Source organism: Fibrobacter sp. UWB5 (assembly GCF_002210295.1).
Classification (GTDB): Bacteria; Fibrobacterota; Fibrobacteria; order Fibrobacterales; family Fibrobacteraceae; genus Fibrobacter.
This window is the reverse complement of the sequence record NZ_MWQH01000008.1, coordinates 85334-102334: the sequence shown is the minus strand read 5'-3', so window position 1 is coordinate 102334 and position 17001 is coordinate 85334. Positions and strand designations below refer to the sequence as shown.

The following is a 17001-nucleotide window of genomic DNA, read 5'->3' as shown; positions in this document are numbered from 1 at the left end:
CAAATATAGCAATTTTTCGCAATAAAAATTGCTCATTTGAGCAAAAATTTAACAGAAATACAAGGCTCTTTCTACTCTTCTTTACGGTCTTCTACGCACCGGATTGAGGCCCGGTGAGCCGCAATGGAACTCGTAATGAATTTGGGTTCTTTAGCAGTACGGCTCGTAAAGAACATGACGTTCTGACCATCAACGGAGTCCGCCGCCCACAGATAAACCTCATTCAAATTCTGCGTATACTGTCCTTGGCCATTCACAAAACCGTACGCATTTAGCGAAAAGCCGTATTCGTCGAAATAGTCCGAATAATAAGGAATGTTGTTATGGTCTTGGGAACTGAGGCTTGCGACAACATCGCTCGCAAGGCGGTACTTGTCTGCAAACTGGAAGAGAGTCTGCCATTCATCCTGCGTGGGAACATGGTACCCCGCCGGGCAAACACTAGAGGCCTTGGCTACGGCAGAATAAAGCGTAATGGTATACTCATCCGATTCCTGGGAAACCCTGTAGATATTCCCCACCAGATATTCCGAAGACACGGTATCATAGTAGTTCAGTTCTTCGGCCATCCAGCGCTGGGTCCCGAGCCCCACGGTGCGGTAAACCTGACCGTCGCGTTCATCGAGCAATGCATTGGCGGCAGAATCGCCCGAAGTCAAGCTCCATTTTCCCTTTTCGCAGTTGAACGTCGAAAGGCCGACCTCGAACGATTTCTTTTCGCTTGTAGAAACACAGGCCGAATTAAAGAGCTTTTCGCGTTCATTGATACGGCGGGCCTTGGAACCATCGCACACATAGGAACTATCCTGGTTAAAGTAGCCCTTGAAAATCGTTCCGTCATCTTCTTCGCATTCATGCAATAGTTCGTCACAATCGTCCTTAGGAAGCGAAACTTCCTTCCAATCGTTTGCGTCGCAAGCATAGCACTTACGGCCACTCGCCTTATACCCGACCGCCTTAGAGGTGCAAGGCTGTTTTAAGCCGACATCCAGTTCCGTGGCTGTTTTCCAACCATCAAAATCCACATATTTGTAGAACCGTCCCTTACAGTAAGCGCCTTCTACCATGTCACCGATTTCGCCATGCAGCGTATCGATAACAAGTTGATCCAGACTTATACAATTATATTGGTTCAAGTGAATCCATTTGGTAGAGTCGCAATAATAGGAACTCTTGTTTTCATAACCCTGCTGATAGCGCGGCGTCTTTACTTCGGCATAATTTTCGGCGGAACAACTACCAAAATCAAATCGCGCTTCATAAACTTGCTTTATGTATTCCTTGGTCTGCGTCAACTTGACCTTGTAATGCCAGGCCTTGGAATGCTCCTCGAGCTTAAAACAAAATTGACCCGCCGTCCTGGCGTAGGCAACGTCCCAGAAATAGTCCAGGTTCATGGTATCTTCTTGGAAATTTACTTCTTTGAAAGGACCGAAATCCGTCTCGTAGATGGACATCGCCTCGACACCCAGCAAGTAATAATTATCCACAATCGATTCCGCCATCGAAATCTGTTCAAAGCGCAACTGGAGCGAATCCATCATAAATTCAGTGCGCAGTTCATCGTAAGCCAGCTTTCTCGCTTCGGCAAAGCTCTTCCCTTTTTTCATAAAATGCTTGGTGCGCCATGCCTGCAACGTAGTCAAAATATTCAAATTAGCATCGAGTCCCTCACGCAAGTCAAGCAACGCCTCAATGGGCTGCCTCGTCGCAGTGCCCTCTTCGCAAACGTAGTTCGCAGCCACATTTTCCATTTTAATATAAACGTACGGCGAAGAAAGTACAACATCATGCACGAAATAAAAACCGAGGGAATCATTAACAAAGCTACTATACACGACACCCGTTTCTTCAAGATTTTCGTTCAATTCATAGATCGTGACCGGAGTAGCGAGCTTTACAAGGCCCCTGTTCACATAGCCCGAAAGGGTGATGGTATCCCCCGCCTTCCAACCGAGCGAATCCGAAGAGGGAACATCCGTAGAGGATGCGTCCGAAGAAGAGGAATCCTCATCCGTCGAGTCAGAAACTTTCGAAGAGGACGATTCCGGTTCTTCCGCAGGATCATCCGACTCCGAAGACGAACTCGTCAGAATCTCGTCCCGATTTTCGTCAGACGAATCGGCTCCATTCGAGCATGCAAAAATAAAAGCAGACAGTGCACCCGCAATAAGAAGCGAACTAAACTTTTTGATAGCCATTCCGGCCCCCCTTTAACATATTACTGCAGGAAAGATAACATTTTTCCACTATTGTCATACCAAAGCAATCAAATTTTGAGCCAAAGCAAGGCAATATTACAACAATTTTCAATTCAACCACATCGTAATACAACCGCTTCTTTTCAATTATTACATTTATATTTTTTCCTTTTTGACCAGCTTACAAAATCTACTTAATTCATTTATATTTAATTTTACCTACAATTTAACAAAAGGAGTTAGGACAAATGAAATATATTTCCCTGTTAGCTTTATCTGCATTCCTGTTCGCCTGTTCGCAGGAATCTAGCCTCGGAACAGAAGCCAGCATCACCGAAGAAACGACTGGTGAAAGCATCGCTTCTGTCGGCAACATCAACAACGATGTCGCCTTGGCAAAGATGAGCTACTACACCGCAAATTTTGCAGCATCCAGGACGGTCACGCAGTTCCCCGTAAGAATGCATGCATCTACAAGCATCTCTACAACTTACGACCCGGAAATCGGCTGCTACGACATTCTCGGTACAACCACGACCACAGTCGAAGTCTACGACAGCAGAGTCGGAGCAATGGTTCCGTACAGTAGCCCCGATATCGAAAGCCACATTTACCCGGTCAACACGAAAAATCTCAACAAGTTCCTAGATGACGCTCGCAGCGGTGTTAATCACGGCAACAACGTCGCCACGGCACGCCATTACACCGAATGCTCCAAGTATCTCGCATTCATCGGCGTTCACCGCGTCATTCACGGAAAGGACACCGTTCTGATTACGACGTCAAAGGGCTTTAGCAACGAAACTGCTGCTAGCACCTACTACAACAAGTTTATCAAGAAATTCTGGACGAAATAATCCGGTTTTCAGCTAAATAACCTTGTAAAAAAATACCGCAAGCATTTACTGCATGCGGTATTTTTTTTGCAAATCGCTAGCGACGAATCATTTCGCTTTATTCTAGAGCCGTGCCTATAGCATGAATGTTGAATTCGCCTTTCGTTCCATCCTTATCTTGGAACCGGAACACGACCTTGGCAAGGTGCTGTGCAGCCATTTCACCGGCATTTTCATCTTCCCAGCCTTCCACTTTAGCGCCCCAGCCCGCACGTTTGAACTTGCGCCATTCAAAACACTTGGACGTTCCCGATAGCGACTTAGATAGAGTTACAGAAGGCACATCATATTTCAAAACCTGATTAAGCGAATCACCTAAATCAAGCACCAAAGAGCCAAGAATTGAAGAAGAGTACATCACACAAATTCCAGTCCAGTTCGAAACATCGGCCGATAGCATCACTCCATTGGAATCAAAGCCTGCCACATAGAAACCGACCTCAACAAATGGATTATAAGTCAACGATCCCTTATTCAGTTCAAAGGTTCCGCAAAGTCCATTGCAATTTTCTATCACAGGACGAAGCGAAGTAGAATCCTTTTCGTCACCAACAGGAACCGCCCACTGGATTGTCGATTTACCACCTTCATCAAAAGGATTTCCATCCAAGAACCATTTTCCCGCATTTATCCCGAACTGGGATTTATCTTCGGCAAATGCGCTCGTTTGTACCGTATCAATCGTTTCTTCACCACTCCACAAATCACCATAATAAGAAACCACGCAACCGCCATAACCACCAACCTTGCAGTTAATAGGCGGAATATAGGCGCTAGAAAACACCCAAGAAGGATCGCTAGAACTTGAAGACTGCACCGGAGCATCCGAACTTGATGACGACATCGGTGTTTCCGAGCTCGATGACAACATCGGGATTTCCGAGCTAGAGGAGACATTAACCACTTCACTGGAAGAACTTTCCTGAACAACATCTTCCGAACTATTCGGAATATCGAGTTCCGAACTTGAAGAAAGTTCCGCAAGCGTATTCGGTTCTACCGACGTTCCGCTGACTGCCGACTCATCGGCACAGCCCACAAACGCAGCGGCTACCGCAGCGAAAACCAAATAAAAGTTCCGTTTCATTTTAAGCCTCCTCGACTTTCTTGAAGTCCCTGCTAAGGGGGAATAGTTGTAAATTTAGTCTATAAACCTGTGAAATGTCCTTGCATTCCGACGCAATGGCCACAATTTTTTTGCGACAGGCGTCGAGTTCTTCGACAATTTTTTCATAGGTTTCGCGGTTAACGCCCATGGTAACGCCAGTGACGTTGCGTTCATCCGCCGTAAAACGGTCCAGAGAATCAACGGCCAGGTTGCCCATTTCGCGGTGCATCGCACGAATCGCAAGCGGCAAGCCTTCCTTGGAGCCTTCCACGGACTTTTCAGTTTGCTCGTAAACGTTTTCCGTCGTCTGCTTCAAGAATCCGGCCCGTTCCAAGAACTGCAACGACTTGCGAACTTCCAGAGCAGAGACCTCTTGCGTACACATCTTGGCAATCTCGCCCGGCATGGCCCCCGGCATCATGGGAGCAAGTTCGCGCACCACCGAATTTTTCCAGGTCTCGTAATATTCAAAAGCATCCTTGTCGACAACACGCACTTTATGCGAGAGCGCCATCGACTGCATTTGTTCCAGGAATTTTTTCTTCTGGTCGTCTTTTCTGGCGTTTCCAAATTGGACCATCGCCTCAAAGTAAGTTTCCTCGTGCCCCACAAGCCCCATCGCCCGTGCCACGCGGCCCATGGCCACTTTGCTCAGATTGCTTTTTCCTTCGCAAACCAATTTAAGGTAAGTAGGCGAAATGAAACCGGCAATCTTTGCAAATTCACGCCACGAGAACGCCGAAGTCCTTTTGCGTTCTTCATAGTAATCGCTCATGAAGGCGTGATAATCTTGATATTCTACAATCGGTTTCATACATCTCAAATATACACTCTAAAAAAGCTAAAGTCAATAGTTTATAGTACAAAATTTTAATTTTTATTCATTTTTACGCATTTTCATTAAAAACACAAACGTATTTTTGCACTATATGATACACACGTATCATAAAAATCGCCGCGAAGGGACCCCCGCGGCGACTGAATCAGGCTTTATGCCCCCAAATTACCACATCTTGTCGAACTTTTTGCGGTTCTTTTCTTCATCCTTCTTTTCCTGAACGATGGCGTCAATCACGGCGGCAACAGTCAGGTTGAAGATATCATGCACAGAGGCGTCGGAGTCGGTGAAGTGCACCGGCTTGTTCAGGCCCATCTGCACAGGACCGATAGATTCGCCCACGCCCATTTCGAGGAGCATCTTGCAAGTGGTATTTGCAGAAGAGAGGCACGGGAAGATGAGCGTATTGACAGTCTGGCCCTTGATCTTGTTGAAGGGGTACTTGGTATCGCGAAGATCCTTGTCGAGCGCCACGTTCACCTGCATTTCGCCGTCGATCACGTAATCCGGATACTGTTCGTGAATCATGCGCACGGCTTCGCGGGCAGTGTTGGACGTTCCGCGTGGAGCTCCCTTGTCGCTACCGAAGTTAGCGTAGCTGAGCATGGCCATCACCGGTTCGTGAGCAAAGAAGCGCACGGCGTCGTGAGTGAGCTTGACGATATCCACGAGGGTTTCTGCATCGGGGTCGCGGTTCACCAGCGTATCGGCCAGGAAGAACGTACCCTTGCGAGTGCTCAAAATGTGCATAGCACCGAAATGCTTGTATTCTTCGCGGATACCGATGATTTCCTTGGCGAGTTCAATCGTTTCGGAATACTTGGAGTAACCACCGGAAATGAGGGCGTCAGCATCGCCAACCTTCACCATCATCATACCGAAGTGGTTCGGTTCAAACATGTCGTCGCGAGCTTCGTCGAGCGTAACACCGTTACGGCCGTTTTCTTCGGCGTAGATTTCAGCATACTTGCGACGGCGTTCGAATTCTTCCGGAGAACGCGGGTTCACAATCTTGATGCCCGTAAGGTCGAGCTGTTCGCGCTGGGCAATAATCTGAATACGTTCGGGGTTGCCGAGCAGAATCGGGTGTGCAACGCCTTCGGTCTTGGCCTGCACCGCAGCCTTGAGCATGTTGAGGTTGCTTTCGGCAAACACCACGCGCTTCGGGTTGCTGCGAGCCGTATCGCTGAACTGACGGATAAGCTTGTTGTCGTAACCCATCATGTCGCGCAGACGGTCGTAGTAGGCGTCCCAATCGGTAATCGGCTTGCGGGCCACGCCACTTTCGATAGCGGCCTTGGCCACAGCGATAGACACGTCGGTCAACAGACGCGGATCCAGCGGCTTCGGAATCAAGTATTCCTTACCGAAGGTAAAGCGCTGGGAGTTGTAAGCAATGTTCACCACATCCGGAACCGGCTTGTGGGCAAGGGCTGCAATGGCGCGCACGGCGGCGTGCTTCATGTGTTCGTTAATGCAGGTAGCGCGAACGTCGAGGGCACCGCGGAAAATGTACGGGAAACCGATCACGTTGTTCACCTGGTTCGGATAGTCGCTGCGGCCCGTTGCAAAAATCAGATCACCACGGCTTGCCATGGCTTCTTCGTAGCTGATTTCGGGGTTCGGGTTAGCGAGAGCGAAAACAATCGGCTGGTCGGCCATGCTGCGGACCATTTCGCGAGTCAGGACGTTAGCCTTGGAGAGGCCGACGAACACATCGGCGCCCTTCATGGCGTCTTCAAGCGTTTCGATATCGGTGCGGTCGGTCGCAAAGAAAGCCTTCGCTTCGGTAAGGCCCTTGCGGTCCTTGCGAATGACACCCTTACTGTCGCACATCACCAAGTTTTCTTTCTTGAGACCGAGCGACAAGTAGAGTCGCGTGCAGGCGCAAGCGGCTGCACCCGCACCGTTCACCACCATCTTCACGTTGCGAATGCTCTTGCCAGCCACTTCAATTGCGTTCAAGAGGCCTGCAGAAGAAATGATTGCGGTACCGTGCTGGTCATCATGCATCACGGGGATGTCGAGTTCAGCCTTCAGGGTATCTTCGATTTCGAAGCATTCCGGAGCCTTGATGTCTTCGAGGTTGATACCGCCGAACGTCGGGGCGATACCCTTCACGATTTCGATAAACTTCTTCGGATCCTTTTCGTTGATTTCGATGTCGAACACATCGATACCGGCGTAAATCTTGAAGAGGAGAGCCTTACCTTCCATCACCGGCTTACCAGCGAGGGCGCCAATGTCTCCGAGGCCAAGCACTGCCGTACCGTTACTGATCACAGCAACGAGGTTTCCCTTACCGGTGTATTCATAAGCAAGGTTGTTGTCCTTTTCGATTTCCAAGCAAGGAACAGCTACACCCGGAGTGTATGCAAGGCCCAAGTCGGTCTGCGTGCTATGCGGCTTGGTCGGCACGATTTCGATTTTGCCGGGCTTGCCCATGGCGTGATATTCGAGAGCTTTTTCCTTTAAGTCCTTGCTCATTCTTTTCTCCTTGTTTTCGCCAGCATCTAAAGCCGCGAAAGTTCAATTTTCGCGCCCAAATATAAAAAAAGCAATGGGTACTGTAAAGATTTTTGTACCCATTTAAGAAAGATGTATTTTTTTGACGTCCAAAGGGAGCCAAAACGCCCTTTTTAGGCCATATTTTACTATTAGATTCGTGAGCAACAGGCGCCTCGTATTAACGAGGCGTGGTTGCGAGAGTGAGCGCTCTGGGGACGTACTTAACTAGATTGGGCGCGAACGGTCTTCCGTGAGCAACAAAGCCCCAGGCGTTAAGCTGGGGCGGTTGCGAGAGTGAGCGCTCTGGGGACGTACTTATCTGATTGGGCGCGAACGGTCTTATATTCTCATAGAGATGTCGAGAGCCTTTACACTATGTGTAAGGGCGCCAACCGAAATATAGTCAAGACCCAGGGTCGCGATTTCCTTGGCGCGTTCGAGCGTCATGTTGCCGGAACCTTCGACCAGGCACTTGTCGCCGCTTTCCTTGATAATCTTCAAAGCTTCGGCCATCATTTCATTGCTCATGTTGTCAAGCATGATCACGTCCACACCCTTGTTCAGGAGTGCGCGCAGCTGATCGAAATTTTCGACTTCCATTTCGACCATCAAGTTCTGCTTGTTGTTCTTCTTCACGACTTCGAGGGCCTGGAGCACACCACCTGCTGCAGCAATGTGGTTGTCCTTCACGAGCACCATGTCAAAGAGACCCATGCGGTGGTTGGAACCGCCACCCACGCGAACGGCGTACTTCTGCAAAGTGCGAAAACCGGGAACCGTCTTGCGGGTATCGAGAACCTTGGTCTTGCCTGCCTTCAAAGCTTCCTGGAAGGTATGGGCAACCGTTGCCACACCGGAAAGCTGCTGGATAAAATTCAAAAGCGTGCGTTCGCCCGTCAAGAGTTCGTGCGTCGTGCCGTCCATTTCGGCAATCAGGTCACCCTTCTTCACGACATCGCCGTCTTTCTTGTGGAGGGTCACCTTCACGTTTGCCTTGAGTTCCTGGAACACAAGTTCAATCACCGGGAGGCCTGCGAGCACGCCATCTTCCTTGGCAATCAAGCGGGCATGTTGCTTCTGGTCGGCAGGAATCGTCCATTCGCTCGTCACGTCGCCCGTGCGAACATCTTCGGCCAAAGCCAGACGGATCATGGTCAAAGCATCTTCGGTCGGAAAAATCGGAGTCGAATTGTCACCGTACATTACTGCGCTCCCTTACCAGTTAAAACAACATAAACCGTACGCATCAGAATCTGGAAATCAAGCAACAAGCTCATGTTTTCGAAATAGTACATGTCGTACTGCAACTTGATTTTCACGTCTTCGGTGCTAGTATCGTAATGGTGGCACACCTGAGCCCAACCGGTCAGACCCGGCTTCATTTTCAGGCGGCTAATATAGAACGGTATTTCTTCACGAAGCTTGGCAATGAACACGGCACGTTCCGGGCGCGGGCCCACCATGCTCATGTCGCCTTTAAGCACACACAAAATCTGCGGAAGTTCATCGATACGGGTCTTGCGCAAGAACTTACCCACCTTGGTAATGCGGGGGTCGTCCTTGGTGGCCCACTGGGCGCCAAACTTTTCGGCATCGGTACGCATGGTGCGGAACTTGTAAACCGTAAAGGGCTTGCCGTACAGGCCAATGCGTTCCTGGGAATAGAACACCGGTCCATGATCTTCGAGCTTGATTGCAATGGCAGCGAGCACGCATACCGGGAACGAAATCAAGCCGAGGAATGCACCAAACAGAATATCGATAATGCGCTTGACGCGAACCTGCCACAAAGGCATGGTAAACGCAAACAGTTCCTGCAATTCAAAGCCGTAAACCAAATTCGCCTTGAACTGGCCGTTAATCACGCTATAAAGTTCGGGCACCAGGTAAATGTGAACCGGCTGGTCGCAAACCCACACGAGCACGCGCATGATTTCTTGCGGCGAAGAACTTTCGTGCGCAATAATAATGCCCGTTACCTTGTACTTCTTGATAAGAGACGCAAGATCAGAATACTTGCCAAGCACCGGAACATTCGCAAACTCATGTTCCATCACCTGGAAACGTTCATCGACAAAGCCCACCACACGCTGGCCGCGTTCAGGAGTCTTCGCAAGCGCTTCGGCAATATTCTTGCCGGCTTCGGTTGCACCCAGCACCAGAATGTTATTCGCACCAAAGCCAAGGCTCAAGAGCCTACGCAGACAGCGGTAAATGAGCATTCTGAAGAGAATCACCAGGAACAGCGCAAAGCCGCCATAAATAAAAATCCAGGGGAATCGAGAACCGTACAGGTAGCCTTGGTTGAGCGGTTCGTTCACCATGACCTTACCGATAAATTCTGCACCGAACAGGACTGCAATTACAAGCACGATGCCAATGAGCACCGCACGCAACACGCGCAAAACCTGGTGCGTACGCGACATCAACAGCCATGAACGGTAAAGCCCGGCGCAAGTGAACAGCACAAGCCAGCCCATATTCAGCACGAGGCCCATATGGGCATAGTCGGCAAACGACTTGCTCGGATCGAACTTATCGGCAATCCAACCACTGTGGAACTGCACCCAGAAAGCGAGTACAAAGCAAATCGACAACGCCACGAAGTCCGAAAGGACAACGAGAATGCGTTCCAATGTTGCGGCGCGAATCATAACAGCCCTAAATTACCAAATTACAGAATTTCAGATTTTCCGTTCGGTGCCGTTTTTAGGCAAGGAAACGAATCACCTGGCTCTTTTCGACGATTTCGGGCAATGCATCGATAGCGTCGACAGCCTTCGAGGTCTTGCAATCCTGGGTCTTTTCGGTGATTACCACAATAGAAACCTTACCCGGATCCTTCACGTTCTTCTGGATAATGGTTTCGATGGAAATCTTGTTTTCGGCCAGAATGCTGGTAATCTTGGCGAGCACACCGCAAGCGTCACGAGAGGTGAAGCGCAGGTAGTAGCGGGCAGAGGTTTCCGAAATCGGAACGAGCGTTGCAGAGTTGTCGACGTTGAACCAGCCCATCGGGAGAGCCTTGCGCTTACCCTGATCCACAGAGCGGGCCAAGGAAACGAGGTCGGCTACGACAGCAGAAGCAGTCGGCAAGCGGCCTGCACCGGCGCCAGTCTGAACCGTTTCGCCCAGGTTGTCGCACTTCAGGTACACGGCATTGATTACGCCGTTCACGTTAGAAAGCAGGTTTTCGTTAGAAACGAAGCACGGATGGACACGGGCGTCCACGCGGTCACCGTCACGGTGATAGATGCCGAGGAGCTTCACGCAGCAGCCAAGTTCCTTGGCAAATGCGATATCCTGGGCGGTAATCTTGGAAATACCCGTCACGTGAATCTTTTCGAAGTCCACGCGGTGGCCGCTGCAGAGGCTAGCAAGCAAGGCAGTCTTGTGGGCGGAGTCGATACCTTCAATGTCGAAGGTCGGGTCAGCTTCGGCAAAGCCGAGCTTCTGGGCATCCTTCAGAACCACGTCGAAGTCCAGGCCTTCGTCGGCCATGCGGCTGAGGATGTAGTTACAAGTACCGTTAATGATGCAGCTCAGGTGTTCCACCGTAGAGCCGAGCAGGCCTTCCTGCAGGCTACGGATGATAGGAATGCCACCGCCAACAGCGGCTTCGAACAGCACATGCAGACCGTTCTTGGCTGCAAGCGGGAAAATTTCGTGACCGTACTTGGCGAGAAGAGCCTTGTTGGCAGTCACCACGTGCTTGCCGCTTTCAAGGGCAGCGAGGATCCACTTGCGCGGCATGTTGTAGCCGCCGGCAAGTTCCACGAGCACGTCAATGTCGTTACCGGCAATCATCTCGTCGGCGTTGGTCGAAACCTTGTAGCCCTTTGCCTTGTACGGGGCAACTTCTTCTTCGGACTTCGCGCAGATGCAGGCGAGTTCGAGTTCAACACCGAGCTTTTCCTTGTACTCGGCAATCTTCTGTTCCAGAATCTGGATAACACCGCCACCAACGGTTCCAGTACCAATAAGACCAATACGCAGCATAAGGCGTCTCCATTTTAAATTTTTACGCGCACAAATATAGAATTTTGCGCTAGTTTCCCACAGCCACCTTGCGAGTTCCGTAACCGATTCGGAGCACATAATGACCCGAAACAGGCACCGCGATGCTGAAATTCGCGCTATTTGCGGTTCCACGGAGCACCACATTGCCCTGCATATCGAACAATACATACCTGTCGCCCGTACGGGCTCCCGCCACCTGCAAGGTGCGATTTACAACGCTCACACTAAACTGCGGCACAGGAATCTGTTCAAACGAGTCCTTCTTTCCGCTGCTCGAAGAATTGTCCGACTTTCCACTCGAGCTAGACTTTGCACTAGAAGAAGACTTCGCAGAACTAGACGATTTTGCAGAACTTGAGCTCGACTTTGCAGAAGAGCTGCTCTTTGCGCTGCTGCTCGAAACGCTCGACGACGACTTCACGGAACTGCTACTCGATTTCGGCGGCTCCGCAGAAGAACTAGACGCAACGCTCGATGACGATTCACTAGAACTAGATGTAACTGAACTGCTCGAAGGAGCCTCTTCAAAGATTGCTACGAGATTGACATCTTCCGTTGCGCTAAAGGAACAATAGGACTTCGTTCCGCACAGGTTATCCCATTCCACAAAACGGTAACCATCATAAGGTATAGCCTGTACATAAACCGTTGTCCCATAATCATAGGTTCCATAAGCAGTGGGGTTAGACAGATTGGACCACGTGTTTCCAACCTTAACACGACCCGCATCAGGATCTTCCGCAGTAGCCCGAACAGTTACAGTGATTATACTCCACTTTGCATAGAAATTAAGGTAGCCGAAATCAGTCGCAGCAATTTCGGTAACAAGTTCGTCACTCAAGAATTTTGGTGACATGTACCAGCCTTCAAACGTATAGCCTTCACGTTTCTGTTCCGGCAAAGTAAGCGTCTCTCCGGGCGTGTAGAAAAGATAAGCACACGAACCCGTGGTATCCGTATGGAGAGCCGCGATATACCGTTCATCCTTTTGGGTAAACACAGGATAGTCATCGCCCTGTTTCCAGACTTTGCCATCGACACCCCCCGCAATCGCATTACCCAGAGAGTCCTTCTGCACATAGTCATGCAAAGTTGTCGCGAGCGAACCATCTTTAAAACCACTTGCCGCAACCGACTGGGCGCCGTCAACATCGACCCCTTCCGCAGCCTTATAGAAAACGTTTTCTATGGCCCACACGTCAGCAGGCCGAGAAATCGTATATCCATCCGAGAAAGATCCCATATTGTAATTGTTCAGTATATATGACTGCAATGGTTTATATTCTATTCTATCTTTCTTAGATGCTATGAAAAAGCTAGCGTTGTTTCCAATTAAGCCACCAAGCAAACCTCTCCCCTCTCCGTTCATATCAAAGACGCTGTAATTATTCACTATAAGAGCGTTCCCGAGAAGATGCCCAACAAGAGATCCTGCATTAATAAAAATATAATCGTCAGTCGATTCGTTTTCCAGATAAGCGGCCCCCTTACTATAATTCTGTACGAGAGTCAATTCTCCATAACTGCTCCCCACAAGGCCTCCCATATTCGCTTCTTCTTTCGCGATCATCTTGCCTTCAAAACTGCTATTCTTAACAACGAGATTGGTTTCGGAATGTCCGACAAGTCCGCCTACGCCTCCAATTCTAGGCAAGCTACACCTGTATCCATAACAAATACTCTTTCTGACATCAATATTGCCCTTGAAATGGCAGTTATCCACAATCAGCGGATTATACAAAGACGCAACGATGCCGCTGCCCACAGAATAGGAATCGACAATCGTCAGATTGCGAATAACGGAGGGTGTTCCATCGGCCTTTGACAAAATATTGTCTATCATTCCGAAAGAGTCAAACATGTATAGACCCGAAATACTATGTCCCTGGCCATCAAACGTTCCCCAAAATTGAGATATCCGCAACCAATGCAAGAACTTATTCGCTCTTGACTTATCAAGAGTTCCATCCGACTTCAAGACATTTTCATTTACCACAATATCTTTCGTAAGTTTAGCGCATAGGTTAGCATACGGCCCCACTCGATCGAGGCTGTCCATTCCGTTTACCATTTGAGCAAAGCCATAGAGTTCTGCCACATCCGAAATCTCATAGCAATTGTCTGCGGCATCCAATGTAGGCGTTTTCAGTTTGACCCACTTTGCATAGAAATCCTTATCGCCAGCATCCGTATCGCTCATAGAGTCAATCCGGTTCCCCGTCAATTCGGCGTTATCGTACCATCCTTCAAGAAAATAGCCCTCTTTAAAGGCATTATTTGCAGTTGGAAGATTACCTTTAAAGCCTTCCACATATTTACAGGATGTAGTTTCATTGTTACGCCAAAACTCACAATCATTACTGAATACAGAACCATAATTGGTATACCAATCCTGACGAACACGCCCGCCATCAAGATGGAACGTTATTTCATAGAAATTTTCCAATTTCGCCCAATACTCAAGATTGCCCGATGTACTAGCATCAATAAATTTATCAGGCTCCCCACTGAATTCCTTGTCCTTGAACCAACCACGGAAAATCGTTTTTTCCTTGGCAACCGTATCGGGTAAATCATAAGTAAATCCAGAAATGTAACTATCGAAATAAGTTGCTGTATCTCCCGTAAAAGTATGGAACGTTACCTTGTAGCGATCCACCTTGGAATTCTTGATAGTGCCCGAAAAATTCGGGTATACATCAGTCCCCACGTCCTGTCCCCAAACAGGATCCGCTTCGTGCAAAACATACGCCACAACGCCACTTTTGAACTGTTTCTCGGTCGCATGCTTAACACCATCTGAGTCCATTGACTCTTTATTATCCAACTGATAAGAATTCTTGACAATGACAGTATCCGAACTACTGCCAAACAGTTGCCCTTCCCCCACATTATAGCTATTCTCTATAGTCAGTATAACATGTCTATCGGCATAGCGCACCAAGTAAGAACGTTCACCATTTTTTTCAAAGTAAGCCACAGACTGGTTAAAGCAATTGACTATCTGAGCATAGGAATCCGCTCCATCTTCTAAATCGGAATCAACAACGCGAACTGCAAAAATCCCCATGGCAACATCCGAATTTTTTGCATAGAACATTGATTTTACAAGTCCCAAATTCTTGACGACCGTCGGGGTTTCGGGGTTGGCAACCAGCACGCGAATAAAGCCCACATCCTGAGGATCGGTTTCTTGAGCCACGTTCCGAACAAGCCCCGAAATGGTGTGCCCGTTCCCGTCGAACGTTCCCGCAAAGGTGTCTAACGGGTTCCACTGAACTACAGCATCGACATCATTAATATCTATATCGTAAACGTCTTCTATATCGTTGACAACGATATCCTTTGTAAGCTTGCCACAAGCAGACTTGTTCTTGACATTGCCATCAGTTCCGTTCACGATTGCAGCAAAGCCATAAAGCTCTCGCGCATCCGAAATTTCGTAACACCCCCCTGATAAAGTCGGGGTTTTGGGAAAGATAGTTGCCGCACTTGCAGACAGGGCTGCAAACAGGACCCCAACAGTTGCCGAAAGGACGTGTTTCATAATAATTCCTTCTTATACGATTAACAATAGAAAGATACAATAATTGAAAGTTCAACTTTGCCTAAGCAGTTACAAGTAACTATATTTAGCGACATGGAACAGGAATCCGTTAACCCGGCAATTGGCTCTATTCTCGACGAGCAAAAGCTAAAGAACATTGTCTACCCGGCAAAGCTCTTTAGAACGCGTTTGAACGAAGAATTTATGCGTGCGAACCGCACACGCAAGCCGTTCCTGTACATCAAGATGTATTCGCACCAGTACGACTTCTTTGGTTGGGGCAGCCCGAACAAGACCGTCGAAAACACCTGGCGAATCAGCATTTTGACCATGTTTTCGCACTTGCGCTTTATCGATGTTTTGGGCTACCTTTCCGATGGTAGCGGTCTCGGCATTATCTTGCTGAATTCCGACCTCTCGGTGTTGGAATCTATTCGCAAAGAAATCTTGCACAAGTTGAACGACGCAGGCCTTATCCAGACGCTCCGCATCAACCCGAAGCGCCCGATTTTCGAAGCCTACCTTTACACGGGCTACCAGGAAAAAGACAACCTGGAGCTGGCTGACAAAATCAAGGATTTCAACAGCGCCAACGGCCGTTTCTTCTCGCTTAGCCGCTTGAACCTCGACCACATTTGGGAACACCCGCACACCATTCGCTACCGCCACATGGTCAAGCGCATTGTCGACGTGACTTGCACCAGCATTGCAATCGTACTCTGTTCCCCGCTGCTCCTGTTCTGCGCCGCCGCGGTCAAGATTAGCGACCCGAAGGGTCCTGTCATCTTCAAGCAGACCCGCGTAGGCAAGAACGGCAAGCTGTTCACCATGTACAAGTTCCGCAGCATGTACGTGGACGCCGAAGAACGCAAAAAGGAATTGATGGCCCAGAACGAAACGGGCGGCAAGACGTTCAAGATGAAGAACGACCCGCGCATCTATCCGTTCGGTCACGTGCTCCGCAAGTTCAGCCTCGACGAACTCCCGCAGTTTTTCAATATCATCAAGGGCGACATGTCTATTGTGGGCCCGCGTCCGCCGATTCCGTCCGAAGTGGCGGAATACGAGCCCTGGCACCGCATGCGTCTTTCCGTAACGCCAGGTCTCACCTGCATTTGGCAGGTCAGCGGCCGCAGCAACATCAGCTTCGAAGGTCAGATGCGTTTGGACAACGACTACATCAAGCGCAACGGCAAACTGAGCGACGACGTCTCGCTCATCTTAAAGACCTTCAAGGTCGTGTTCAAGGGCGAAGGCGCGTACTAATTAGTAATGTGAAATGTGAGATGAACATTCCTGAAAATATTTCACAAAAGAAAACCTCGCTCATCGCGAGGTTTTAAATTTTTTCGGACTTTTCGGAAATTATCTGTTGTTCAGGTAGTCAAGCACTTTCTGGGTCAGGTCGTTTTCTTTTTTCCAGAACACTACGGCGCCCGTTGCACGGTCGACCACCATATCGTAGCCTTCTTGCAGGGCAATTTCGTTAATGGCCTTACGAATCAACTGAATGATCGGGCCACTCACCTTTTCGTTTTCAGAAATCAGTTCACCCTTACGGCCATACACGCGGTCAATAAAGTTCTTGAGTTCCATGTCCTTCTTGTTGTATTCGGCTTCGAGCTCACGCTTCTTTTCGTCGCTGAGCATCAGCACCTGCTTGTCGAGCTTTTCCTTGATGGCGGCAAGTTCCTTCTGCAGCAAGTTGCCCTGCTGTTCCCACTTAGCCACCTGACGGTCGTATTCTTCCTGGGCGCGCTTGGTGCCCTTGTAGCCGTCAAAGATCAGCTTGGAATCCACATGCGCAATGCGGAGCCCGTCTTCGGCAAACGAGACGGTCGCAAACGCGAGAACCAAAACAATCAGCAGACGCTTAAGCATAA

At 49.1% G+C, this 17001-nt stretch carries 11 protein-coding genes; 2 read left to right on the top strand and 9 right to left on the bottom strand.

The genetic code is table 11. The features are described from left to right. Positions 1-71: 71 nt before the first annotated feature. Entirely contained in the window at positions 72-2201 is a 2130-nt protein-coding gene (locus B7989_RS11485) for an FISUMP domain-containing protein (RefSeq protein ID WP_088628624.1), read from the bottom strand. A gap of 248 nt (positions 2202-2449) precedes the next feature. Between B7989_RS11485 and B7989_RS11480 the strand changes: the two genes are divergently transcribed. Beyond that, on the top strand, positions 2450-3058 hold the full coding sequence (locus tag B7989_RS11480; RefSeq protein WP_088628623.1) for a hypothetical protein: 609 nt from the start codon (positions 2450-2452) through the stop codon (positions 3056-3058). 97 nt (positions 3059-3155) lie between these two features. Here the strand turns inward: B7989_RS11480 and B7989_RS11475 are convergent, their stop codons facing one another. The 7 genes from B7989_RS11475 to B7989_RS11445 form a co-directional block, all read right to left on the bottom strand. After that, a complete protein-coding gene (locus B7989_RS11475; RefSeq protein WP_088628622.1) occupies positions 3156-4184 on the bottom strand; it encodes a hypothetical protein in 1029 nt (342 codons plus the stop codon). Between the two features lies 1 nt (position 4185). Then, entirely contained in the window at positions 4186-5019 is an 834-nt protein-coding gene (locus B7989_RS11470; protein ID WP_088628621.1) for a TIGR02147 family protein, read from the bottom strand. A gap of 189 nt (positions 5020-5208) precedes the next feature. After that, positions 5209-7530 (bottom strand): NADP-dependent malic enzyme, encoded by a 2322-nt coding sequence (locus B7989_RS11465; protein WP_088628620.1) that lies wholly within the window; start codon positions 7528-7530, stop codon positions 5209-5211. Between the two features lie 360 nt (positions 7531-7890). After that, positions 7891-8754, bottom strand: coding sequence for a carboxylating nicotinate-nucleotide diphosphorylase (nadC, locus tag B7989_RS11460; protein ID WP_072798449.1), 864 nt, complete (start codon positions 8752-8754; stop codon positions 7891-7893). Then, positions 8754-10205 (bottom strand): sugar transferase, encoded by a 1452-nt coding sequence (locus B7989_RS11455; RefSeq protein ID WP_088628619.1) that lies wholly within the window; start codon positions 10203-10205, stop codon positions 8754-8756. The genes nadC and B7989_RS11455 overlap by 1 nt, the downstream gene beginning before the upstream one ends. 55 nt (positions 10206-10260) lie before the next feature. Continuing rightward, positions 10261-11550, bottom strand: coding sequence for a homoserine dehydrogenase (locus B7989_RS11450; protein ID WP_088628618.1), 1290 nt, complete (start codon positions 11548-11550; stop codon positions 10261-10263). A 49-nt stretch (positions 11551-11599) separates the two neighbouring features. Next, a complete protein-coding gene (locus B7989_RS11445; protein WP_088628617.1) occupies positions 11600-15118 on the bottom strand; it encodes an InlB B-repeat-containing protein in 3519 nt (1172 codons plus the stop codon). A gap of 93 nt (positions 15119-15211) precedes the next feature. Between B7989_RS11445 and B7989_RS11440 the strand changes: the two genes are divergently transcribed. Continuing rightward, a complete protein-coding gene (locus B7989_RS11440; RefSeq protein WP_088628616.1) occupies positions 15212-16384 on the top strand; it encodes a sugar transferase in 1173 nt (390 codons plus the stop codon). Between the two features lie 99 nt (positions 16385-16483). On the opposite strand, the gene B7989_RS11435 is transcribed toward B7989_RS11440, so the two are convergent. Continuing rightward, positions 16484-16999 (bottom strand): OmpH family outer membrane protein, encoded by a 516-nt coding sequence (locus B7989_RS11435; protein WP_088628615.1) that lies wholly within the window; start codon positions 16997-16999, stop codon positions 16484-16486. Positions 17000-17001: the final 2 nt, after the last annotated feature.